The following is a 22,775-nucleotide window of genomic DNA, read 5'->3' as shown; positions in this document are numbered from 1 at the left end:
TCCCTACAATTAATCGCGGTAGGGAAACGGCACTGCCGTGTCCTCTATATCATTCCGGCGCAGCCGGAATAGATATAATTGTCATCAAAAAGATTTGCAGTCAAGAGTGCAAGTGTTTGCTCAATTATTTGCGATTGTTGAGCCATTTAGCAGCAACTATTCCCAAAATACCCACAACAATTGGATTGCCCAAAAACTTCATCAAACTCGGCTGTTCGGCCAGCACTTCTCGGAAAATATCCGGGTGATTGTGATAGGTAAACGAGGCCAGCTTGGTAACATCGTCAGCATTCATGCGGCTGGCGTGGTGGGTAGAAAGTCCTAGCTGCTTTTCCAAGTGGCGATCGTCCAATCCTCTCTTGCCCAAATGCTTGAAGAATTCCCGCGCCACGTCGTCTCGTTCGTTTGGCTTAATTTGGGCGATCGCCTTTTGCAATTCCGGTTCCAACTGCGCCGGCGATAGCGAGTCGTGATTCAGAGAACGCCCGAATAATTGTTTGCGCTGATCCGGCGAAGTTCTCTGAGCAAAATCGTCAAAATTTTCGTACTCTTCACCGGTTGTTTCCGGCATCATTTCTTTATCGCCCTTGGCCAAATCGCTCATGATTTGACGCTTGTAATTATCGCTGCTACTCATGGTATTTCTTTCCCAATCTACACAACTGTTCTGTCTCAAATTTCGAGAAGTTCGCCAGCCCAAAACTCCAAAGTCTTATTCAAGCTACGCGAATATTTAAATTTTCTTGGCAAATCAAGAGTTGTATTCAATCTGATTTGATTGCTGGTCGTACTTGGCAGTTAAAATCAGCTTTTTATCAGGAGCATAAATCAAAACACTTACATCTTGGTTTGGGAAATTGCGGTGAAAACCTTGAGCTAAAGACTTCGCCAAATCTTTCACTTCTGTAGGTCGCACTTGCGGGGTAATTACAACTCCCAATTTGTTATTGTCGCGCACGTAAGCATCTTGAACCAGCCCCTTAGCCGTCTTTGTTACCCATTGACCAAAATCTTGACCTGCTGCGGTATTGCCGCGTTCTAGCTGCGCGTAATAACCCTGACTGCTCCCAATTGCTACAGGTACATTAGTCGGTTTTTGGGCGGAAACGCTGGGCGCGCAGGCAGTAGTAACACTCAGCATTAAAACCAAGAGTATGCCGGCAATTATTTTTCGACTCTGCTGCAATAAACTCACCTTTTTTCCTCCGGTATGAAAACAGTTTTAATATTTGAGAGGATCGGCTTTCTCGACCCTCTCAATTAGTATTAGAATCAGTCTAATTTCTTTTTGACTTCATCTTTCACATCTTCGGCTGCGTGACGAGCTTGTGCTTCTGTTTGCTTCGCTTTGCCTTCAGCTTTGTCCTTGGGGTCGCCAGTAACATTGCCTAGGGCTTCTTGAGCTTTGCCTTCGATGTTTTTGCCAGTTGCCTTTGCTCTATCTTCAACGCTCATTGGTTTCTCCTTATTTGTATCGATTTTTACACTTTCTACTTATTATCATAGGGAACAATCAGCTCGGTTGCACTCTACCTGTAGGAATAAAGTTTAACGTACTCGTAATGGGCGGGATGTAACGGATTGAATGGAGAGCGAGAATAGGGAATAGGGAATCAGGAATAGGGAAAAAATATTCTTGAATCGAGGATAGACTGCGACTTTGCTGCTGACTGTTTTTTGACCTAAATTGCTAGCTGCAACGAAGGAAGTGTAGTATCCCACAAAAAGCTGCAAAGCCATTGGTGCACCGAGAACAGTATTTTTTTAAACTCAAAAAATGGCAAGTTTTAAATTTATCTTGAATTGTGCCGAGTTGCCTCTTGCCTTCAAAAAACGGGTGCCGGCAAGACCTTATCTTACCCGCACCCTCTCAAAACTGGCATTAGTTTTAATCTGGCGTATGGTGACATTCTTTATCTATTTTGTGCTGCAGTTCTTCTTTTAACTGTTCGACAGCGCGCATAGTTTCAGCATTGTGTTGTTTTTCCTCGCCGAGGGCTTTTTCTGTTTCCTCGCCTAGCAATGTTTCTCTGGATTTTGGTAGCGTGACTTGTAGGTCGCTGACCCTGTTGGTTGCGTTTGGTTCAATATTCATTAGTTTTCACCCAACTATTTGCAAAATTTATTTTTAATAAGGCTACTTGAGGGTTAACCTTAGATAAATCGTAATAGAAATTACGGAGACTTGAATCTGCCTGAAGGGAGATTTGGGTTGGGGAATAGCTTTTAGTTTTTATTTCTGAGTTCGATCGCCAGAGAAATTGCGGAGACTTGAATCTGCTCGAAGCCAGATTGGGGAAGGGGAACAGTGCGCGAGTAGGTGAAATTGCTGAGCTATTAGCACCCAGGGAGGTATTGAGCTGATCCCCCCAATCCGTGGGGATTTTGCTGGCGGAAAGTGGAGCGATTGTTAGTTGTCTGTTGTCTGTTGTCTGTTGTTAAAACTCCCTCCTGCTGACGCGCCTGATGGGGCGGCGGCAACTCCCGACGTTGAGGTTGGCGAGTTTGACCGTTAAAATCAACAGGGTGCGGCCATTCCCAAGTTTTGTGGCGATCGCCCGAAGCAATCTGCTAAACAAGAGTTAGCATCAAGGCTGACTTCCTGCTGGATCGAACAAAAATTTCTGTTATTAGTAAAAAGTATCTGAAACCCTATGGGAGCAAGCAGCAGTAACCCCCTCAAAGCAGCAGGCCCAATTCGCGAGCCGATCGAAATTGGCATCTTGCATTCGCTGACGGGTACGATGTCGATCGGCGAAATTTCTGTGAAAGACGCGACTCTGTTGGCCGTTGAGGAAATTAACGCGGCCGGAGGAGTGCTCGGACGCCCCTTGGAAGCGGTGATAGAAGATGGAGCCAGCGATTTGCAGACTTTTGCTCAAAAAGCTAAGCAGTTGCTCCAAGAAGCGCGGGTGGCGGTGGTATTTGGATGTTGGACTTCGGCGAGCCGGAAAGCTGTACTGCCGGCTTTTGAGCAATATGGCGGGTTGCTATTTTATCCAGTGCAGTATGAAGGGCTAGAACAGTGTCCGAATGTTTTTTATACTGGTGCTGCGCCGAACCAACAGATTGTACCTGGGGTGAATTACTTGCTCGCACAGGGGAAGCGGAAAATTTTTCTGTTGGGTTCGGATTATATCTTTCCCCGGACAGCAAATACGATCGTGAAAGCTCAATTGGCTGCACTGGGGGGAGAGTTGGCGGGGGAAGTGTATCTGCCGCTGGGTTCGATGGAAGTGGAGGAGGCGATCGCACATATCTTAGCAGTGAAACCGGATGCGATTCTCAATACTCTCAACGGCGACAGCAATGTGGCTTTTTTTCAAAAGCTGGCGGAAGCTGGCTTGAAACCGGAGGATTTGCCGGTGATGTCGGCGAGCATAGCAGAAGAGGAAGTGCGGGCGATCGGGCCGTCCAATATTGCCGGACATTTGGTGGTTTGGAACTATTTTCAAACGGTGGATACACCGGAAAATCGGAAATTTGTCAAGGCTTATAAAGCTCGGTACGGGCAAAATCGAGTCACGGACGATCCGATCGAAGCGGCTTATTTTGGCGTTTATCTGTGGAAGCAAGCAGTAGAAAAAGCTGGTTCGACAGATGCGGTGAAAGTCAGGGCTGCTGCTAAAAATATGGAGTTTGCAGCGCCTTCGGGCAAGGTAAAAATAGATGCCCAAACGCAGCATACCTGGAAAACTGTTCGGATTGGCAAGGTAAGGTTGGACGGTCAAATTGAGGAGATTTGGAATTCGGGCGCACCGGTGCGGCCAGATCCTTTTCTCAAAAGCTATCCTTGGGCGGCGGCACTTGCTCCGAGGCGGATTTCTGTGGGAACTAGAGCTTCTTTGATCGGGCTGTTTGCGATCCTGGTACTGATAACTTGGATGGCGGCGGGTGTCGGGTGGATGGGGATTGTGCAGATGAAGAACTATTTGCTGGCAATAGAGGCTGCTTCCGATCCGGCGGCGGGGGTTTCTGAGGCCGCAATGGGGGTGCTGGTGCAGCAAACTCTGTTTGTGGCGAGCCGCACTCAGCACTGGCTGCTGGGGGCTTTGGTTTTGAGTTCGATCGCGGGGATAGCTGCTTGCGTGTCGGTGTCGGCGATTATTCGGAATCTCGGCTTGCTCCGGAAAACTGCCCAACTTATGGCGAGCGGTGATTTGACGGCTCGATCGCCTGTGGTGTCTAATGATGCGATCGGGGTGCTCTCTTCTGCTCTCAATACAATGGCTCAGCAAATTAACAGTTTGCTCAAAGGTTTGGAGGTGCGGCAGCGGCAGCTAGAGGAGCGATCGCGCGAATTGGAAGTTGCTAAGAACGCTGCGGAAGCTGCCAACCGGGCCAAAAGCACATTTTTGGCAAATATGACTCACGAGTTGCGGACGCCCTTGAATGCGATTATCGGCTACAGCGAGCTGCTGCAAGAAGAGGCCCAGGAACTGGGCGAAGAAGACTTTGTGATGGATTTGGCAAGCATTAATATCGCCGGCAAGCAGTTGCTAAATATTATTAGCGATATCCTGGATATTTCTAAAATTGAAGCCGGAAAGATGACTCTTTTCCTGGAGACTTTCGATGTGTTGAATTTGCTCGAGCAGGTTGTGACTACGGTTCAACCGCTGGTGGGGAAAAATGGCAACACTTTGATTGTGAATTGCGATCGCAATGTTGGATCGATCTACTCTGATTCCTCGAAGTTGCGGCAAGCGCTGTTGAATTTGACGAGTAATGCTGCTAAGTTTACCGATCGAGGGAAAATTACAATTAATGTTTGGAAGGAAGAAGAAAGGGAAGTTTTGCCTCCTGACACTTCCGAGGAACTTTCTATCGCGAACTCTGGGTGTCAAAATCCTGCGATCGTCTTTCAAGTCACCGATACTGGCATCGGGATGACTGAGGATCAGTTGTCGAGGCTGTTCGGGGCTTTCTCCCAAGCGGATGATTCTACTACCCGCAGGTACGGCGGTACCGGTTTGGGGCTGACAATTAGCCGGAGGTTTTGCCAGATGATGGGCGGGGACATTACGGTTGAGAGCGAGTTTGATTGCGGTTCTACTTTTACGATCCGGTTGCCGGTTGCGGTTCAAAGCCAGAAAGAAGCCCAGGGCGATGAATCTCTGCCGGAAACAAGGGACAAATTGAGGCCGCAACCGCTGCAACTCCCCGATGCTGCTACTGTGCTGGTGATTGACGACGATCCGGACTCGCGGGATTTAATCACTCGCTGCTTGTCGAAACAGGGATTTCAGGTGCGATCGTCGGCTAGCGGTGAAGCGGGGCTTGAGTTGGCTAAGGAGTTGCTACCGGCTGCGATTACTCTGGACGTGATGATGCCCAGCATGGACGGCTGGGCGGTGCTCTCGGCTTTGAAAGCCGATCGGGATTTGGCCGATATTCCGGTAATTATGTTGACTTTTTTGGACGACAAAAATCAGGGTTTGGAATTGGGAGCGGCGGAGTATTTAAGGAAGCCTGTAGATTACAAGCACTTTGCTGATTTGTTGAGCAAATATCAGCGTCCGCGAAATTAGCGATCGGTCAATCGATTTTAGATTTTAGATTTTAGATTTTAGATTTTAGAGGCGACCCCACGGATAAATTCGGGGGGCAAGTTTCATCGGATACAGGTTTTTTATTTCTCCACGGATGAATGCGGGGGCTTGTATTCTGGATGCTTTCGGTCATATCATAGCTGATGGATTACCTTGACACTCCCCAGCTATCAGGCATGGGGATTCTTCGATCTACGAGCTAACTTGCTGAGGCAGGATTTCTCCAGCCAAAGTAGAGGTCAATTCTCCCGAAGCGTTGCTTGCATCTAGTGCAAAGGTTCCGGTATGCCCTACCGTACCCAATCCCCGACTCAGGATCTTTCTAGCGGCATTCTCATCCCTATCTAATACACAACCGCACTTACAAGCGTGGGTTCTAGTAGATAGGGATTTTTTGACAATTTCACCGCAGCTAGAGCATTCTTGGCTGGTATATTGCGGATTCGCCGCAACCGTTACACGCTCGAATACTTTTCCAAAATATTCCAGCCAGACACGAAACTGATACCAAGATGCGTCGTTAATGGACTTTGCCAAACAGTGATTCTGCACCATATTTTTAATTCTCAAATCTTCGTAGGCTATCAAGTCGTTTGACTGAACTACGCACCTTGCCAACTTTACGGCATGGTCTTTACGTTGCCTACTTATTTTGAGATGTCGCTTGCCAAGAATCTGTCTGGCTTTGCTCCTGTTGATTGAACCTTTAACTTTTCTGGATACGCGACGTTGACTGCGTTTAAGAATACGTTCGCCTTTTCTCAAGAATCTGGGGTTTTCAACCGCAGTTCCATTTGAATCGGTGTAATATTCTTTCAGCCCAACATCGAGTCCAATCGTGTTGCCCGTTGGTTCCGTGTTTTCTTTTCTATCAACATCAATACAGAACTGGACGTACACACCGTCTGCACGTTTTACCAAACGAACCCGTTTTATTTGGGTGAAGGAGTAGAAATGTAGGTCGCGTGTACCTTTAAGTTTGAGTTTACCAATCCCCTTCTTGTCGGTAAAGGTTATCGATTTCCTATCGGTAGCCAGCTTCCATCCAGTTGCCTTATACTCGACCGAACGACAGTCTTTCTGGAACTGCGGATATCCTTTTTTACCGGTAATCTTTTTCTTACAGTTTTCGTAGAATCGGGAGATAGCTGACCAAGCGCGTTCTGCGCTCGATTGCCTTGCTTGCGAATTGAGTTCGTCGGCAAACGGAAACGTAGCTGCCAGTACAGCGCAGTATTTATTCAAGTCGTATTTATTTTTCTTCGGATTGTCCATCCAATAGCGTAAACAGCTATTGCGAACAAACTGAGCGGTACGAATTGCTTCGTCTACTGCCTGGAACTGGATTGATTTTCCGTAAGCCTTGAACTCAAAAACTAGCATTTTCTTACCTCCACATTTATGCTAGCGCAGTTGGCACAAAACAAACAGTATTGCAATAAAGAGTTACAATTAGTTGAAGCCGTCCTAGAAGGACGGGGTTTTCAACCCAGGTTCTTGATAATAAAAACGGTTCGCAGTGCGGACTTGCACAGGCTCCAATTTGCGGACTCCAGAACGCCATCACAAAAACCGTTGAACCTGAATTATCGCAGTTAATCGATCGGAAAACGAGAAATTAAAGATATGATTGATAGAACTGCATTGCTTAAAAGGATTACTCAAACACCTGGTAAATGTGGCGGTCGCCCCTGTATTCGCGGCATGAGAATTCGCGTTAGCGACATTTTAGAAACTCTAGCAGATAATGTAACAGCTAGCGAGATTCTAGCTGATTTCCCCGATTTGGAACCAGAAGACATTCAAGCGTGTCTGCTTTTTGCCTCTCTCAGCATAGATTTCCCCAGGATCGCAGTATGATTTTCTGGTTGAATGCTCAATTGCCTCCAAGTTTGGCGAAATGATTAACCCAAACATTCGGTGTTAACGCTGTTACATTGTAAGAGTTCGGGCTGCAGGATGCTCAGGATATTGAGATATTTAATGCGGCTCGTACCAACGGCTCAGGTACAGTTATCACAACTAAGGATCGAGATTTTGTGGATTTAGTAATTCGCCTTCGTAGTCCACCACAAATTCTTTGGCTAACCTGCGGTAACATTACGAATAGAGATTTGCAGCGCATTTTCACTCGTGCTTTTCCTGATGCAGTCGATCTACTTAATAATGGCGAAAATATTGTGGAAATTGGCCGGGTTAAATAAATCATTTTCGATCATCTAATTGCTCAAGAGCGATCGCGCTCAACTTCCCTACAAATGTTTCATTAGTCATTAGTTAACAGTGAAAAACCAATGACTAATGACCAATGACTAATAACTAATGACCAATGACCAATTAATCTAAGAAGCCCATTAAAGCCGAGCTATCGTCAATTTCATTTGAAGCAATGGGGCGGTTTCCTCCCATTGTGGAGTAAATTTCGTCAATGTGCAAAGTACCTACCCCAATTGGGCGGGCACCGGACATACTGAACATTTCGCTGACTTGAATGGCGCTGGAGCCGATCGGGCGTCTCCCAATTGTAGCAACCACTTCCAAGTCGCTGGATTCCACCGGGCGATTGCCTACAATGCCGTAGGTTTCGCTGATGTGCAGGGTGCTGGTGCCGATCGGGCGGTTGCCCGAGATCGAGACTGTCTCGCTGATCGTAAAATCGTCAGGGCCGACGGGGCGGTTGTCATGCATGAGTTGCGGGCGATAAAGTTGGATGCCCGCTGATTGACCTTCGCTGGTGGCTGGTAGGGCCTTGGTAGTGCCTTTGTTGCGGGCGCTCGCTTTGACTTTATCTTTGGGTGTGAGAGCCATAATTTTTTTCCTTGCTAATTGCTGGGGGTTGATTGCTGGGTTCGGACAACTGCTTTTCTGGGCTTTCTGCTTTCTATTGCGGCCGATGATTAAAATAGTATTACAAAGTCTAACTATTTTCTTAACGAAATTGCCAAATCTCTCAATTTTTGTTAAGATTTATTGGTAATAGCTACATTTTCCTATGGTAACTGCGGCAGCATCTTTTCAATTGCAAGCGCCCTTCCAGCCCACAGGCGACCAACCGCTAGCGATCGAGCAACTCGTCAAAGGCATCCAAGCGGGCGATCGATTTCAAACCTTACTCGGCGCGACAGGTACCGGCAAAACCTTCTCCATTGCCTCAGTTATTGAAAAAATCGGCAGACCCACCTTAGTTCTAGCACACAACAAAACCTTGGCCGCTCAACTGTGCAACGAACTCCGCAATTTTTTCCCCAACAATGCAGTCGAATACTTTGTCAGTTATTACGACTACTACCAACCTGAAGCATACATCGCCGTCACCGATACATTCATAGAAAAAACCGCAGCAATTAACGACGAAATCGATATGCTGCGGCACTCCGCCACGCGATCGCTCTTTGAACGCCGCGACGTAATTGTCGTAGCATCAATTAGCTGCATCTACGGCTTGGGAATGCCCGCAGAATACCTAAAAGCTGCTATCCCTTTGCAAGTAGGAATGGAAGTCAACCAGCGGCAAGTTTTGCGAGATTTAGTCAACGTCCAATACAGCCGCAACGACATCGATTTAGGCAGAGGCAAATTTAGAGTTAAAGGCGACGTTGTAGAAATCGGCCCCGCCTACGAAGATAGAATTATTCGCGTCGAATTCTTTGGCGACGAAATCGATGCCATTCGCTACGTTGACCCCGTAACTGGTAAAATCCTGGCAAGTACAACCGCTTTAAATATTTATCCAGCCCGCCACTTTGTGACTGCTGATGATAAATTAGAAGCTGCTTGTCAAGGAATAGAACTCGAATTAGAAGACCGACTGGCAGAATTTGAAAAAGAAGGAAAACTATTAGAATCTCAGCGATTAGAACAGCGCACCCGCTACGATTTGGAAATGCTGCGCGAGGTAGGATACTGCAACGGAGTCGAAAATTATTCGCGGCATTTAGCAGGCAGAAATGCGGGAGAACCGCCAGAATGTTTGATTGATTATTTTCCTAAAGATTGGATGTTGGTGATAGATGAATCCCACGTCACAGTGCCGCAAATTCGGGGAATGTACAACGGCGATCAAGCGCGGAAAAAAGTGTTGATCGAACACGGTTTTAGGTTGCCCAGCGCGGCCGATAACCGCCCTTTGAAAGCTGAGGAATTCTGGGCAAAAGAGAATCAGTGCATTTTTGTTTCTGCTACGCCTGGTGATTGGGAAATGGAAAAATCCGAAGGCAGAGTTGCGGAGCAAGTTATTCGCCCTACGGGAGTAATCGATCCGACGATTTTTGTGCGTCCGACGGAAGGACAAATTGATGATTTGTTGGGGGAAATTAAGGAGAGAGTCAGTCGGGACGAGCGAGTTTTGGTGACGACTTTAACGAAGCGGATGGCGGAAGATTTAACTGAATATTTGCAGGAAAGGGGAATTAGAGTGCGGTATTTGCACTCGGAAATTCAGTCGATTCAACGCATAGAAATTATCCAAGATTTGCAGGATGGTAAGTTTGATGTATTGATTGGTGTGAATTTGCTGCGGGAAGGTTTGGATTTGCCGGAAGTGTCGCTGGTGGTGATTTTGGATGCGGATAAGGAGGGGTTTTTGCGATCGGGACGTTCGTTGATTCAAACGATCGGGCGGGCGGCGCGCCACGTTCAGGGACAGGCGATTTTGTATGCGGATAATTTGACTGACAGCATGGTTAAGGCGATCGACGAAACCGATCGCCGCCGGGGGATTCAGCTAGCGTACAATAAGATGCACGGGATTACGCCTCAGCCGATCGCGAAAAAGCGATCGACTAACGCGATTTTGGCGTTTCTGGATGTGTCGCGCAAGCTGAATTCTCAGCAGTTGGAGGAGGTTTACGAGCAGGTTGATGAGTTATCTTTGGATGAGATTCCTCAGTTAATCGGGCGGTTGGAGGCGCAGATGAAGGCGGCGGCGAAGAAGTTGGAGTTTGAGGAGGCTGGTAAATTGCGCGATCGCATCAAGCATTTGCGGGATAAGCTATTGGGACATTAAGGAAGAGTGGGAGGATATGATGTTCGATCGCATTACCTTCGATCCCAAAATTATGGGAGGAAGAGCTTGCATTCGAGGAATGCGAATTACTGTTTCTTTGGTAGTGAGTTTAGTAGCAAATGGGATGAGTGTAGAGGAAATTTTGGCAGCTTATCCTTATTTGGAAGCTGAGGATATTAAAGCTAGTCTCCAGTATGCGGCATTTTTGACGAACGAGCAAATTCGTCCATTTAGCGGGACTCCAGCATGAAATTTTTGGCAGACATGGGTGTGTCTCCTGTAACGGTGCTTGCACTGCGCCAGCAGGGATATAATGCTGTACACTTAAATGAGCAAGGATTGGAGCGTTTGCCAGATTCTGAAATCCTGGAAAAAGCACGCCAAGAGCAACGAATTGTTTTAACTTTTGACCTGGATTTTGGCGAACTTCTGGCTATCAGTTCTCAATCTCTTCCAAGTGTGATTATTTTTAGAGTGCAAAACACTATTCCAGTATTTGTTAGTTCTAGATTGCTTGCTGTTTTGTCGGAGTGCGGTGAAGATTTGGAAACAGGTGCGATTGTGACAGTGGAAGATAATCGTTATCGAGTACGGCGACTTCCTATTTAGGGTAGGAAAGTGCGATCGTATTAAGAATTTGGGCAATTGAATGAGCAAATTTCAATTATTCGATGCAGTTAGTTTAACCGAAGAAATCGCTCTCGCAGATGGCGAGATTGCACCCCCAGAAACAGCCGGGGCAATTGTTGAGGTATTCAAAAACGGTGAAGCTTATTTAGTAGAATTATTTGGCGGATGGGTGAAAGCGGAAGTTGGCGGAGATTTTGTTCCTGCAACTCAGGATGAACCGGGGGCATTTATGGAAACGATTGGTGTTGAAACAGTTTATCCGCATCAGTTGCAATTATACAACTGATACCAAATCCGGCCTTGTTACCCCCTGTATGATTCGGCGGTTGAAACCGCTACTACAAAAACGAAGTCCGCCTCCGCGGACTAAGAAATAAACGGGGTTTTTAACTCGGATTTGATATGACGCATGGGATCAGAAACCGGGTTTTTGCGAAAATACTTCGTTGCGGCGAGTAAATTCGCTAAAAACCCGGTTTCTTTGGGCTGAAGTCTGCGACTTTGCCGAGTTTGTACAGGAAAAACAGCAAAAAGTGCGATCGTGTTAGGTAGCTGATTCACAAATTTTCTCTACCTTTTTATTGCCAATGTCGATCGGATTTGTTTCTTGAATTCGCCCTTTAGCATAGGCGATAACTTCTTTAAAGTCTGCTTCTTCAAGTTCTGGATAAGTTTGGTGTATTTCTGCTGTCGAATAGTGAGATGCCATCATTGAGATGATAGTTTCAACAGTTATGGGTAAGTGGCGAATGCAAGGTTTTCCCGCCATGAATTCTGAATCGGAGGTAATTCTAGTAAATTGCTGGATATCTTCTTTGCTATTGGTTGCAATTTCATTGTCCTGAATTACTATGCCAACTCCCGGAATAAAACGCACAGGCTTTGTGCCTTTGAGGGGGTTTACATCTCCCCAATCATAGGGAGGAATTTCATTATCGACGAGGTAAAGTTGGCGCCAAGGGGATTTTGCCAATGCTTCCTCGGAAATGTCAGGAAAAAATATTAGCACTTCTGGGATGCCAACTGGAAAACCATTGAGTTTGCTCAAGCCATCTATAATGGCGGCTAGGACGGATAAGTCTAAATGATTGAGCTTTTCGGCTTTTTCGATCAGTTGGTATACGGTTTCAGGATTGAGTGTTTCGCCCACAGCTTCGACTAAGTTTTCGGGGGTGAAACCTCGACATTTCAAGTATTCGGCTAGTTGTAAGCGAATTGTACTCATGGGTTTAGTTGAGAAAGATTTTAGGGTGAAGTGCGATCGCCCTTTACCATTTTCCTATTTTTTGGATGAAAAGGGCGATCGCGCTTTCTATGAGATTCCTAGTCTATCCGTAACATATTCGCGATCGTGACATGGCGCAGTTTGATGAACCATCGTTTTCGCAGTAATTTGGATGACAATCAAGTTGGTCATTCAAGTCATTTATTACCTGTTGCTGGTTTTTAATAGTTTCATCCTTTGCTTCGTTTTCCTCAAGCAGACTGCGGTGCGACTCCGCCAAAGCGCGGTACGACTTCGCCAAAGCAGAGAGGGTTTTCTTAGTCCGCAGAAATTTCGTGTACAACGACTCGCATTGTGGAGTATAATTGTGGGACATATATTTCAAAGTAGTTCGGTTGACTTGTGGTGGTCTGAAGTTTAGATCCCAAACCACCGTGAGTTCGCTAGCTAAAACAGGGCCTCTGTCTGAATCGTTAATTCAGGCGGGCCTTTTCCGTATCAGACAGGATTCGGTATTGCGAAAAATCCAAGACTTTAGGGCAAAGATTTTCAAATTTGAAAATTCAGGCGTCAAGGATTCAGTATTACGACAAATACAAGACATTAAAGGGTTATCGTTCTTACACTTGGCAAGGTGAGGACGATCTATTCTGTCTTGCACTCTCAAAATCTAGCACAGCTCAAGTTAACTTGTCAACCCATAAATAGGACTATTTTTAATATCTATCTTGTCCCGTTATTAGGGGATAAGATAAATTTTAATATCTACCTTATCCCGTTATATCAGGACAAGGTAGATATCATAATGTGTATGATTGAAGCTCAAAGTCTTGATATTCAAGGGATTTAGAATAGCTTATTATTGTGAAAAAAGCTCGGAGTGATATTTGAAGTTCCCAATATTGAAAATTAATGTACCTACCCAGATGTTTAGGTATTAATTCCTTAGCATTTAACCAATCCATATTTTTTAACCACTGTCCTCGATCTTTGTCATAACTGACCAAACATTCCCAGGGATAGCAGCAATTGGCTGGGGCTTGGGGCGAAGGCGATCCAATCTGGAAAATTCCCAGCGCTGGGAATTCATGACTTGAAAGATTGTTGAGTTAGAGATGCTACAGCCTCGATCGCCCAAAACACCATCCAAACCAACTACTTACTCAACACCACAGCATCGGTATTACCAGAAAAAGCCGGACTAATAAACTCATCCTTCTCCTCGGCTGTGATGTAACCCTTATCTACAGCTAGCTGCATCACTTCAGCCAGAAAACCTCTGAGTGCATCTAATACGCGAGTGCGATCAAATTAAAAATGCTTTTCCTAGCCAGTGGTAAGTTGGGCGAAGTGAAACGTAGGGTTCGTTACCTCAACCCAACCTACTAATAGCAAATCCGGGTTAAATTTACCCTCTATCTCTTAGTCCGCGAAGGCGGACTTTGTTTGTGTAGAAGCGGTTTCAACCGCCGAGAGATCGAGTAATAAACTTACGGTGTCGGATTCGGATACTTAGCGTGCACCGCATCGATTTCCGCTATGATATCCTTATCCAAATTCACCTCCAAACTGCCGAGATTTTCCTCCAACTGTTCGAGACTTGTTGCACCGATAATAGTGCTAGTTACAAACCAGCGCGATCGCACATAAGCCAAAGCCATCTGCGCCGGAGTCAAACCGTGTTTGCGCGCAATCTCAATATACGCTTTTACCGCATCGTTCAGATTAGTTTTATCGTAACGCTGACCGAATCCAGAAAACAAAGCCAGTCGCGAATTTTCCGGGATTCCATTCAAGTATTTACCCGTTAAAATTCCAAAAGCCAAAGGACTGTAAGCCATCAATCCCACATTTTTAAAACGGCAAGTTTCTGCCAAATTCATGTGAAACGTCCGATTGCTCAAACTAAAAGCATTTTGAATCGAAACAACTTTCGGCAAACCGTGTTTTTCTGCCAATTCGCAAAACTCGCAAACTCCCCAAGGCGTTTCATTGCTCAAACCCAAATAGCGGATTTTACCAGCTTTAATCAAGTCAGCAAATACCTCTAACTGTTCCAAAATTGGTACAGTTTCGTGTTCTTGAGTAACATCGTAATCTGGCGCGCCAAATAGCGGCACGTAGCGATCGGGCCAGTGGATTTGATAGAGGTCGATGTAGTCAGTTTGCAAGCGCTTCAGGCTATCGTTCAGGGCTTTTTCGACATTTGGGCGATCGATCTGATTTTTCCCTTCCCGAATCCACTTTAACCGAGTGCTTCTGCCCGCCACTTTCGTCGCTATAATAACCTTATCCCGCTGCTGTTTCGCCAACCACTCGCCGATATATTCCTCGGTTTTTCCCTGACTTTCCGGTTTTCCCGGCACCGGATACATTTCGGCCGTATCGATAAAGTTGATTCCTTTAGAAATTGCCAAATCGAGCTGTTGGGCAGCCTCTTCCACAGTATTTTGCTGGCCGTAAGTCATCGTACCCAAACAGATTTCAGATACTGATAAGTCGCTGTCGCCGAGTTGTTTGTATTCCATGAGTTTGATTGCTGCAAAATTATCTGATTCTATATTACCTAAAAACCTAGATTTAATTGACAACTCCCGAAAAGTGCGATCGGCTTTCTCCTCTCTTCCTCTTTTCCTCTGCGCTCTCTGCGCCCTCTGCGGTAAAAAAAAATTAAAAAAATATCCCCACTTAAATGTTAATATAAATAATTCGTATTCCTCTGATGTATGAGTAGTCGCCCGCCCAAAATTCCATTTGTCAACCTATCCCTGCAACACCAACCAATTCAACCCCAAATAGTAGCAGAAATTGGAAAAATTATCGAGCAAGGAGACTTTATTTTAGGCCACGCACTGGCAGAATTTGAAACAGCATTTGCAGCAGCTTCTGGGGTAAAATACGGCGTAGGAGTGGCTTGCGGAACAGATGCGATCGCCCTGGGACTCCAAGCTTGCGGCATTCACCCCGGCGACGAGATTATCGTACCCGCCAACACATTTATCGCCACCATCATCGCCGTCATTCAAGCCAAAGCAATACCTATCCTGGTAGATTGTGACCCGGAAACCGCCCTGATTGACCTCACAGCAGCCGAAACAGCAATTACCTCGAAAACTAAAGCAATTATTCCCGTACATCTCTACGGTCAAATGGTATCGCCCGGGCTGCTTTTAGATTTTGCTAACCGGCACGATTTAATCATATTTGAAGATGCCGCCCAAGCGCACTTAGCCGAAAGAGAAGGATACCGCGCGGGTTCCTTTGGGAAAGCAGCAGCATTCAGCTTTTATCCCAGCAAAAACCTCGGCTGTTTTGGCGACGGCGGGATGTTAATTACTAACGATGCAGAGCTCGCAAAAACCGTGCGTACTCTCCGCAATTACGGAGCTCCTAGCAAATATTTACATACAGAAATTGGTACAAACAGCCGCCTCGACAATTTACAAGCGGCCATACTCAACATTAAATTGCCATACTTAGAAAAATGGAATCGCGATCGCAACTTAGCCGCCCAACACTACAATACTTTATTAGAGCCGCTCAAACACAAAGGCATTGTACCGATCGCCAATCACAGCAGTTCAGGTCACATTTATCACATCTATGCGATCCAAATTACTGAGAAAAGCCCGTTAGCGTTAGCGAAGCGATCCGAAGGAAAGCCCGCCCCTACGGGGGCTGCGCCAACGAAGAGGATCGACCGCAATACCCTCCAGCAAAAACTCGCCCGAGAAGGCATTGAAACAGGCATCCACTATCCCGTACCCTGCCACCTGCAACCAGCCTACCAAAACTTAGGCAATCCGGGCGACTTCCCCCGCGCAGAAACTCTCTGCCAACAGATTTTATCATTGCCAATTTATCCCGGATTGAGCAATACTCAGATCGAGCAGGTGGTACGGGCGATCGGGCGATCGTTGAATTGCTAATTGTTAATATAAAATTATGCTAAAAATGTTTACACCAGTAGAGTGCATTTCTCAAAGCGTTTGAGTTGGGAATTAACAAATATTTAACTCACACTTCCCAACCGCTTTCGCATTGCGAATCCACTGCGGCAATATCAAAACCTCTCAAATTATGCACATCCAGCGCCGAATCCAGATTATTTTCAAGCGATACCTTTTGGGCGAAGGTATCGCCCTGCTCCTAGTGCTGCTGTACGCCCCCCTGCTAGTACACTGGTACGACGGCTGGTTCAACAAAAACATCAGCATCGAACACGAATATTTCAGCCACGGACTAATTGGTTTGCCCTACGCAGCTTATATTGCTTGGACGAACCGCAAGAGCTGGCTGCGCTTGCCCAACACCCCGCATCCTTTCGGAAGCTTTTTGCTGGTACTAGCGACACTTTTTTATCTGAGTCGCTTAAGCGATTTAGTGAATTTATCCCTACCAGTAATGCTGGCAGGTATATGCTTGTCTTTAAAAGGAATCCCCGGCTTAAAATTGCAGGGAATGCCACTTTTATTCATATTTTTGGCATCACCAAATCACATCCCTTACCTCATAGAACCCTACGCATTGCCGCTGCAGCACTTCATTGCTGAGACATCAGGTTTAATCTTAATTAAAATTGGTCTCAACGTGAGAGTCGAAGAAATTTATCTCTACGTAAACGATCGCATTGTAGAAGTTGCGCCCCACTGTGCCGGCTTAAAAATGCTGTTTACCAGTCTTTACGTCAGCTTAGTGCTGCTGGATTGGACGGGAGTTTGGAGTTCCTACAAAAAAAGCCTTCTGTTTTTAGTAGCTACATCTATCATTAGCATCACTTCCAACATTCTCCGCAACACATTGCTAACTTACTTGCACGGAACCGAGAGAGAGACGCTTTTTAATTGGCTGCACGCCGGATGGGGCGGAGACTTGTACTCTGCTTGTATACTAGGTTTATTGGTACTTCTCCTCAACGGCATGGAAAAGTATTCCCCAAACCAGTCTGGCAATTGATGAAACAAATGATTTCAGTACAGAAACTACTGCGGCGGTACCAATTATCAAAAATTGTGGTACTGGTGTTTTTGTTGGTACTGGTTGGGGTAGTAGCAATTCCCGGCTACCTGACAGGAAAGTGGCCTTGGACAAACCCGCCAACCGTTACAAACCTCAAGCAATTGAAAAGTTTGCGCCAAAACGGGATGACACTTCCCGGCTGGGAGGCTACCCGCCTGCAGAATAGCGTGCTAATTGGCGGTCACAGGTGGTTAGTTGAAGAAATTAAAAACGATCGAACAATTGCCATTTTATTGCTGTTGCCTCAAAATGGCCCCAAAAACCAGCCCCAAGTAGAATGGCTAGATATCGATGGATTTCACCGGTGGCAAACAGACTCTCATCGCACTTTGAGGTTTACAGTTAAATTAGCGGCAACACCCGACAAGCCGCCGGCTACCATCGAGGCCCGGTTTTTCCGAAGCTGGACTCCCCAACAAACTTTTGCTGTCGTGCAGTGGTACGCTTGGCCTAACGGGGGTTCTCCATCAACCAGCCGCTGGTTTTGGGAGGACAGTATGGCGAGACTGTCGAACCGCCGCGCCTCTTGGGTTGCTGTCAGTATCATCCTTCCGATTGAAGCGCACACAGAGATTAAGATAGTTGAACCGCTGCTGGAATCTCTGAGTCAAACTGTTCAAGCTCAATTAATGGCAGAAACTTTTCGGTAGGAGTAGATTTTTTTGCTAAAGTATCGTGCGAGTAAAGTTGAATGTTGGGAGCATCTCAAGAGAGAGTAAAAAGCTTTTTTTTTGATTGCGACCGTCTGGGTTCGCTTGCCGAATATACATAAAAAACAATTTGGTATTAACAATAAATATTTTCAGTTAAAACTTGCGGAAATCAAACTCAAAAAACAGCAAATTATGCAAAATAATCCCAGATTTTATCTGCTCAAAATGCCGAAAAACTTTACTATTAAAAATAGCGTCGCTGTTTCCTTAGCAGGTCTGCACTCAACTGCTTGGACTCTATCTTTTGCTACTGTATTCTGGGGCTTTAACGGCAAAATTTTTCCAGAAACGGCTTTAGCTCAATCCGTTGTTCCTAGTTCCGAACAGTTGGTGCCGCCGCCACCGCTGCGCGTACCGCCACCGCCGCAGACCAACTTCAACCGGCAAATTAACCCAGCTTTTCGGAATCGGCCTTACCGCCTGGGCCCTGGAGACCAGATTTCGGTTCAAGTTCAGCGCTTCCCGGAGTTGAATTTTACAGGTGCAATCAGTCCTGAAGGGGTAATTGTACTGCCGCTGATTGGAACAGTAAATGTGCGCGGTCTGACTGTCGAAGAATCACAGCAGCGACTCCGCGAGCGCTTTGCCCAATTTATCAAAAATCCTCAAGTATCTAGTTCTTTGCTGGTTCAGCGCCCGGTAGTGGTGACGGTGACGGGGGAAGTGGCGAGACCTGGTTTTTATCCGCTGCAAACCCCACAACTTCCGGCGGCTTTGGCTGCTGCTGCGGGGACTAATCCTACGGCGGAACTGCGGGCGGTGCGGGTGCGGCGGACTCTGCCGGGGGGGGAAGTGGCGGAGCAAGTTGTGGATATTTTGACACCGCTGCAAACTGGTATTGCTCCGCCGGATTTGCGTTTGGAAGATGGAGATGCGATCGTCGTACCGTACAAACAGATTACACCCGATCGCAAGTCCGATCGAGATTTAGCATCCAGGTACAGCCTAGCCGCGGCCGCTGTCCCCATCCAAATCACTGTCACCGGAGAGGTCAGCAAACCGGGTTTTTACACGCTTGGGGCGGGTTCCGGTCGAATTTCCGCCGCTTTGGCGATTGCGGGGGGAGCCACGGGAAAAGCCGATTTGCGCGAGGTGCGAGTGCGGCGGACGCTAGCAGACGGCTCCTCGGTGGAGGAAGCCATCGACCTTTACACTCCCCTAGCAAACGCTAACGATTTGTTCGATTTTCCTTTAGCATCGGGAGATGTGATTGTCATCCCGGAATTAGACGCCAGTACCAAAAACCTAGACTACGACAAAGCTCTGGTGGCGCGGTCTACTTTGATTAAGCCCAGGATCTACGTTCGAGTTTTGAGTTACGCTAGTGGTAATTTGACTTCGTTTTACCTAGAAAATGGCAGCAAGTTTTTGGATGCTATCAACAATTTACCTGTAAATCTAGCTGACTTGCGGAAAATGGCTTTGATTCGGTTCGACCAAAAGCAAGGTATAGCTATCAACCGCAAGATAGATGCTAAAGCTGCTTTGGAGGGCAATGTTTCTCAGAACCCGATGCTCGAAGATAATGATGTGATCGTAATCGGTAGGAATCTGGTAGAGCGCGTTGGTTATGCAATCAATATTTTTACTCGACCTTTCCGCGATCTTTTGGGATTTATTCTGTTCTTCGATCAGTTGAGAAATGGGGTAACAAATCTGTTCGGGCCTTCGCCTAATAATAGGTAGTCATTGGGCATTGGGCATTGGGCATTGGGCATTGGGCATTGGGCATTGATTGGGCATTGATTGGGCATTGGGCATACCTCACTTTGGTGAGAACCGCTATATTAGTGATGGTTATTAGTTATTAGTTATGATTTACTCAAAATAAACAGTTAACAGTCAACAATCAACAGTTAACAGTCAACAGTTAACAGTTAACAGTTAACAGTCAACAGTCAACAGTTAGGATCGAAAACTTAATAACTGAAACACCTCTTACAGTCCTATCTCCTGTAAGTTGCCTTCCTCAAATGAGGCAGAGCCTCCGGATCTGCATTACCAGGCAGAGCCTGGTAACGAGCAAACAGTCAACAGTCAACAGTCAGTAGGGGCGGTGCCCCCGTGCCCGCCCTCTTAGTTGTCAACAGTCAACAGTCAACAGTCAACAATCATTATGACTTTATCAGTTGTTAAACGTTATTTAATTGCTTTCGACCAATACAAGTGGGTGGGACTGGCGACTCTGGCGACGACTGTGGGCGTGTCGGGAGTAGTTGCTTTGCAGCCAACTCCGGCGCCAGTTTACGTTGCTTCCGGTACGCTGTCATACCTCAGACCGACCGTGATTTTTTCATCTACTACTACTAAAATTCAACAGGAAGGACAAGAGATAACTAAAGATATGCTGCTGGATCAAGAAAATGTGATTGAACCAGCAGCAAAAAAAGCAAATGTTTCTGCTGACAAGCTGAAAGACGGCGTGCAAATCAAGATGCCGAGCAAGAATAATGACCCCAGCGCTTTGATTCAAGTATTGTACAAAGATGCCGATCGCAAAAAAGCAGAAAAGGTACTAAAAGCAGTGATGAACGAAATGGTGGAGCGCAGCCAAGATATTAATACTTCTAGACTGCGAGACACCATCGCCCAAATTAAAGAACGCTTGCCAAAAGTAACTGATGAACTCAGAGAAACAGAAGCAAAACTAGAAGCCTACGAAAAACGAGAAGGGACTTCAATTTTAGCAGCTCTCAACGGTACGCTGCCGCAAGCGATTGCTGGCAGCCAACAGCAGCAGCGGCAACTCCGCGTGCAGTTGGGAGGAATTGAAGCTCAAATTAATAGCTTGCAGGATCGCTTGGGATTGAATGTGGAGCAAGCTTACGTCGCCCAAGCACTTTCTGCCGATCCAATTATTGCACAACTGCGAGTGCAATTGTTTTCGATCGAATCTCAGCTCAAAATTCTCCGCAGCGACTTGCAGGAAGAACACCCGAAAATTGTAGAATTGCTCAAACAAAAACAAGCTTTTGACGAACAGTTGCAGCAGCGACAATCGGAGGTGCTCGGCGGTAACGGGGTGGCGGCGCCGCTCAGAAGTGCCGATCGAATTCGGATAGACTCTTCTTTAGATCCCGCCAGACAACAGTTAGCTCAAAATTTGATTGCTTTGCAAACCCAGCGGGAAATGGTGCAGCAGCAAATCAAAGGAGTCGAGAAAACCGAACAGCTATTGCGCCTGGAGCACGCCACAATTCCCAACAAGCAGTTAGAACAAGCGCGGCTGGTTCAGCAAGTGGGGTTCAAAAAAGCTCTCTATGACAAGATGCAGTCAGCTTTGGTAGACGCACAAGCTGCAGTAGCGGAGACAACGGGGAGTTTGGCAATCGCCCAGTTGCCCAAAACTGATGATGTCGAGTCAAGCAAAAGAGGTTTGCCGGTGATGCTGGCGGTGGGGGGATTTGTAGGATTGCTGCTGGGCGGCGGGTTGATATTTTTGTTGGGGATGCTCAACGGCAAGTTTTACAGTTGGGAAGAAGTGCGGGCGGCTTTGGTGGAAAAAGAGGTGCCGATACTGGCAGTTTTGCCCGAAGCGATCGTGTTTGATTCCTACGGGGATGATATGCCTCTGGCTTTGGAGCCCAATTCGCCCTATTTGGAGTTTTACGAGCGGTTGCGGACTAATTTGCGCCGAATTGGCGAAAGTCCGGTGAAGGTGGTGTTGTTGACTTCGGCGGCTCCTTTGGAGGGGAAGAGTTTTAGTGCTTACAATTTGGCAATTGCCTCGGCTCGATCGGGCAAACGGACTTTGTTAATTGAAGCAGATTTGCGATCGGCTTCCAACGTAGAATCTTTGAGAATCGCTACAGATCCTCTAGCGGCGGTGGAACCTTTGCACTATTACGGCAATATGAGCGAGTGCGTCCATTTGGTTCCAGATGTGGAAAACCTTTATGTTGTGCCGAGTCCGGGCTTTTTGCGGCAGGCTTCGGCGGTACTCGAATCGAGTGAAATGCGGAGATTGTTCGAGGATGTTCGCAACCGCTTTGATTTTGTGGTTGTGGATTCTCCGGCGCTGAGCGAGTGCAATGATGCGTTGACGCTGGAACCGTACACGGACGGTATAATTTTGGTGGCGCGGGCTGGTTATACTCTGGCTAGTATGCTGTCTGAAGCTGCGGATCAGTTGCTGGAATTTGACGACGAGGAGTCGCATAAATCGGGGCCGCGGCTGTTGGGGGCGGTTATCAACGGTGCTGATATTCGGGTGAAGAAGTTCCGCAACGATGTTGATGAGTTGGAGTGGCCTTTGAGTGCTGCGGGCGATCGAGCTATTGAAGTGCGATCGAGGCAATTACCGCACCAGTCTAAGCCCAAAAACAAAGCTATTCATAATAAATTCAACTAATTTACGCCGCTTGATGGGACGAGCAATTGCAAAAGTCAATTGCAGTTTCTTTGTAAGCGAGGAAGAGCCTCGACACAGGATTAGGGAGGATCTTCCTCGCCTGGTAGGGCGCTACCAACGAGTAATTACCATCACAAAAACGGTTCGTAGTTATCAATCTGTTAGAGAGTCGATGGCAGGGTGTCCCCCACCATCTCTCCTACAAAACCGGGAAGAGCGACTTTCACCGCACACGGCTCCTGAGTGATGTAATCCTGGTTATGGATACAGTATGATCGCA

21 protein-coding genes are annotated in these 22,775 nt (G+C 46.6%); 13 read left to right on the top strand and 8 right to left on the bottom strand.

What is annotated here, in order from left to right:
* Positions 1–124 precede the first annotated feature (124 nt).
* From WBA89_RS07190 to WBA89_RS07175, 4 genes are all read right to left on the bottom strand, one after another.
* The gene (locus WBA89_RS07190) at positions 125–637 is read right to left on the bottom strand and encodes a hypothetical protein (RefSeq protein WP_424405126.1); all 513 of its coding nucleotides are present in this window, start codon (positions 635–637) and stop codon (positions 125–127) included.
* A 114-nt stretch (positions 638–751) separates the two neighbouring features.
* Positions 752–1,195 carry a hypothetical protein gene (locus WBA89_RS07185; RefSeq protein WP_424405124.1) on the bottom strand — a complete coding sequence of 148 codons (444 nt, stop codon included), beginning with the start codon at positions 1,193–1,195 and terminating at the stop codon, positions 752–754.
* A 77-nt stretch (positions 1,196–1,272) separates the two neighbouring features.
* Positions 1,273–1,455 (bottom strand): CsbD family protein, encoded by a 183-nt coding sequence (locus tag WBA89_RS07180; RefSeq protein ID WP_424405122.1) that lies wholly within the window; start codon positions 1,453–1,455, stop codon positions 1,273–1,275.
* A 433-nt stretch (positions 1,456–1,888) separates the two neighbouring features.
* The gene (locus WBA89_RS07175; RefSeq protein WP_424405120.1) at positions 1,889–2,095 is read right to left on the bottom strand and encodes a hypothetical protein; all 207 of its coding nucleotides are present in this window, start codon (positions 2,093–2,095) and stop codon (positions 1,889–1,891) included.
* Positions 2,096–2,654: 559 nt separating this feature from the next.
* On the opposite strand from WBA89_RS07175, the gene urtA reads away from it, so the two are divergent.
* Complete coding sequence (urtA, locus tag WBA89_RS07170) at positions 2,655–5,531, top strand: urea ABC transporter substrate-binding protein (protein WP_424405118.1); 2,877 nt, start codon at positions 2,655–2,657, stop codon at positions 5,529–5,531.
* A gap of 213 nt (positions 5,532–5,744) precedes the next feature.
* Here urtA and WBA89_RS07165 read toward each other — a convergent pair whose 3' ends face one another.
* A complete protein-coding gene (locus tag WBA89_RS07165) occupies positions 5,745–6,935 on the bottom strand; it encodes an RNA-guided endonuclease InsQ/TnpB family protein (protein ID WP_424405116.1) in 1,191 nt (396 codons plus the stop codon).
* Between the two features lie 243 nt (positions 6,936–7,178).
* Between WBA89_RS07165 and WBA89_RS07160 the strand changes: the two genes are divergently transcribed.
* Positions 7,179–7,412: a DUF433 domain-containing protein gene (locus WBA89_RS07160; RefSeq protein WP_424405114.1), complete on the top strand. Its 234-nt coding sequence runs from the start codon at positions 7,179–7,181 to the stop codon at positions 7,410–7,412.
* Positions 7,413–7,504: 92 nt separating this feature from the next.
* Positions 7,505–7,756, top strand: a complete 252-nt coding sequence (locus WBA89_RS07155; RefSeq protein ID WP_424405128.1) for a DUF5615 family PIN-like protein — start codon at positions 7,505–7,507, stop codon at positions 7,754–7,756.
* Between the two features lie 133 nt (positions 7,757–7,889).
* Here WBA89_RS07155 and WBA89_RS07150 read toward each other — a convergent pair whose 3' ends face one another.
* On the bottom strand, positions 7,890–8,360 hold the full coding sequence (locus WBA89_RS07150; protein WP_424405112.1) for a hypothetical protein: 471 nt from the start codon (positions 8,358–8,360) through the stop codon (positions 7,890–7,892).
* Positions 8,361–8,544: 184 nt separating this feature from the next.
* Here WBA89_RS07150 and uvrB point away from each other — a divergent pair, with 184 nt between their 5' ends.
* Genes uvrB through WBA89_RS07130 form a run of 4 tightly spaced genes read left to right on the top strand, consistent with a single transcriptional unit; the run spans position 8,545 to position 11,473 of the window.
* The gene (gene uvrB / locus WBA89_RS07145) at positions 8,545–10,557 is read left to right on the top strand and encodes an excinuclease ABC subunit UvrB (protein WP_424405110.1); all 2,013 of its coding nucleotides are present in this window, start codon (positions 8,545–8,547) and stop codon (positions 10,555–10,557) included.
* Positions 10,558–10,573: 16 nt separating this feature from the next.
* A complete protein-coding gene (locus tag WBA89_RS07140) occupies positions 10,574–10,807 on the top strand; it encodes a DUF433 domain-containing protein (protein ID WP_424405108.1) in 234 nt (77 codons plus the stop codon).
* Positions 10,804–11,166: a DUF5615 family PIN-like protein gene (locus WBA89_RS07135; protein WP_424405106.1), complete on the top strand. Its 363-nt coding sequence runs from the start codon at positions 10,804–10,806 to the stop codon at positions 11,164–11,166. Before WBA89_RS07140 ends, WBA89_RS07135 begins: the two co-directional genes overlap by 4 nt.
* Positions 11,167–11,206: 40 nt before the next feature.
* Positions 11,207–11,473: a DUF4926 domain-containing protein gene (locus WBA89_RS07130; RefSeq protein WP_424405104.1), complete on the top strand. Its 267-nt coding sequence runs from the start codon at positions 11,207–11,209 to the stop codon at positions 11,471–11,473.
* Positions 11,474–11,731: 258 nt separating this feature from the next.
* On the opposite strand, the gene WBA89_RS07125 is transcribed toward WBA89_RS07130, so the two are convergent.
* Positions 11,732–12,412, bottom strand: coding sequence for a DUF433 domain-containing protein (locus WBA89_RS07125; RefSeq protein WP_424405102.1), 681 nt, complete (start codon positions 12,410–12,412; stop codon positions 11,732–11,734).
* Here WBA89_RS07125 and WBA89_RS07120 point away from each other — a divergent pair.
* Positions 12,411–12,542 carry a hypothetical protein gene (locus WBA89_RS07120; RefSeq protein WP_424405100.1) on the top strand — a complete coding sequence of 44 codons (132 nt, stop codon included), beginning with the start codon at positions 12,411–12,413 and terminating at the stop codon, positions 12,540–12,542. The two genes, WBA89_RS07125 and WBA89_RS07120, sit on opposite strands and share 2 nt — an antisense overlap.
* A 1,360-nt stretch (positions 12,543–13,902) precedes the next feature.
* Here WBA89_RS07120 and WBA89_RS07115 read toward each other — a convergent pair.
* Positions 13,903–14,940, bottom strand: a complete 1,038-nt coding sequence (locus WBA89_RS07115) for an NADP(H)-dependent aldo-keto reductase (RefSeq protein WP_424405098.1) — start codon at positions 14,938–14,940, stop codon at positions 13,903–13,905.
* Between the two features lie 198 nt (positions 14,941–15,138).
* Between WBA89_RS07115 and WBA89_RS07110 the strand changes: the two genes are divergently transcribed.
* From WBA89_RS07110 to WBA89_RS07090, 5 genes are all read left to right on the top strand, one after another.
* Positions 15,139–16,341 (top strand): DegT/DnrJ/EryC1/StrS family aminotransferase, encoded by a 1,203-nt coding sequence (locus WBA89_RS07110; RefSeq protein ID WP_424405096.1) that lies wholly within the window; start codon positions 15,139–15,141, stop codon positions 16,339–16,341.
* Between the two features lie 151 nt (positions 16,342–16,492).
* Entirely contained in the window at positions 16,493–17,368 is an 876-nt protein-coding gene (gene crtB / locus WBA89_RS07105) for a cyanoexosortase B (protein WP_424405094.1), read from the top strand.
* 8 nt (positions 17,369–17,376) lie between these two features.
* Positions 17,377–18,081: a cyanoexosortase B system-associated protein gene (locus WBA89_RS07100; protein ID WP_424405092.1), complete on the top strand. Its 705-nt coding sequence runs from the start codon at positions 17,377–17,379 to the stop codon at positions 18,079–18,081.
* Between the two features lie 195 nt (positions 18,082–18,276).
* Positions 18,277–19,830, top strand: coding sequence for a polysaccharide biosynthesis/export family protein (locus tag WBA89_RS07095; RefSeq protein ID WP_424405090.1), 1,554 nt, complete (start codon positions 18,277–18,279; stop codon positions 19,828–19,830).
* 430 nt (positions 19,831–20,260) lie between these two features.
* Entirely contained in the window at positions 20,261–22,495 is a 2,235-nt protein-coding gene (locus WBA89_RS07090) for a GumC family protein (protein ID WP_424405088.1), read from the top strand.
* The last annotated feature ends 280 nt before the right edge of the window (positions 22,496–22,775 follow it).

It is taken from the genome of Microcoleus sp. (assembly GCF_049646505.1).
In the GTDB taxonomy this organism is placed as follows: Bacteria; Cyanobacteriota; Cyanobacteriia; order Cyanobacteriales; family Microcoleaceae; genus Microcoleus.
This window is presented reverse-complemented; position numbering and strand designations above follow the sequence as displayed.

Bases quoted from the DNA above. Each gene is read 5' to 3' on its own strand.
- WBA89_RS07190 (WP_424405126.1), bottom strand. From the start codon at position 637: ATGAGTAGCAGCGATAATTACAAGCGTCAAATCATGAGCGATTTGGCC.
- WBA89_RS07180 (WP_424405122.1), bottom strand. From the start codon at position 1,455: ATGAGCGTTGAAGATAGAGCAAAGGCAACTGGCAAAAACATCGAAGGC.
- WBA89_RS07175 (WP_424405120.1), bottom strand. From the start codon at position 2,095: ATGAATATTGAACCAAACGCAACCAACAGGGTCAGCGACCTACAAGTC.
- urtA (WP_424405118.1), top strand. From the start codon at position 2,655: ATGGGAGCAAGCAGCAGTAACCCCCTCAAAGCAGCAGGCCCAATTCGC.
- WBA89_RS07165 (WP_424405116.1), bottom strand. From the start codon at position 6,935: ATGCTAGTTTTTGAGTTCAAGGCTTACGGAAAATCAATCCAGTTCCAG.
- WBA89_RS07160 (WP_424405114.1), top strand. From the start codon at position 7,179: ATGATTGATAGAACTGCATTGCTTAAAAGGATTACTCAAACACCTGGT.
- WBA89_RS07150 (WP_424405112.1), bottom strand. From the start codon at position 8,360: ATGGCTCTCACACCCAAAGATAAAGTCAAAGCGAGCGCCCGCAACAAA.
- uvrB (WP_424405110.1), top strand. From the start codon at position 8,545: ATGGTAACTGCGGCAGCATCTTTTCAATTGCAAGCGCCCTTCCAGCCC.
- WBA89_RS07140 (WP_424405108.1), top strand. From the start codon at position 10,574: ATGATGTTCGATCGCATTACCTTCGATCCCAAAATTATGGGAGGAAGA.
- WBA89_RS07135 (WP_424405106.1), top strand. From the start codon at position 10,804: ATGAAATTTTTGGCAGACATGGGTGTGTCTCCTGTAACGGTGCTTGCA.
- WBA89_RS07130 (WP_424405104.1), top strand. From the start codon at position 11,207: ATGAGCAAATTTCAATTATTCGATGCAGTTAGTTTAACCGAAGAAATC.
- WBA89_RS07120 (WP_424405100.1), top strand. From the start codon at position 12,411: ATGGGTTTAGTTGAGAAAGATTTTAGGGTGAAGTGCGATCGCCCTTTA.
- WBA89_RS07125 (WP_424405102.1), bottom strand. From the start codon at position 12,412: ATGAGTACAATTCGCTTACAACTAGCCGAATACTTGAAATGTCGAGGT.
- WBA89_RS07115 (WP_424405098.1), bottom strand. From the start codon at position 14,940: ATGGAATACAAACAACTCGGCGACAGCGACTTATCAGTATCTGAAATC.
- WBA89_RS07110 (WP_424405096.1), top strand. From the start codon at position 15,139: ATGAGTAGTCGCCCGCCCAAAATTCCATTTGTCAACCTATCCCTGCAA.
- crtB (WP_424405094.1), top strand. From the start codon at position 16,493: ATGCACATCCAGCGCCGAATCCAGATTATTTTCAAGCGATACCTTTTG.
- WBA89_RS07100 (WP_424405092.1), top strand. From the start codon at position 17,377: ATGATTTCAGTACAGAAACTACTGCGGCGGTACCAATTATCAAAAATT.
- WBA89_RS07095 (WP_424405090.1), top strand. From the start codon at position 18,277: ATGCAAAATAATCCCAGATTTTATCTGCTCAAAATGCCGAAAAACTTT.
- WBA89_RS07090 (WP_424405088.1), top strand. From the start codon at position 20,261: ATGACTTTATCAGTTGTTAAACGTTATTTAATTGCTTTCGACCAATAC.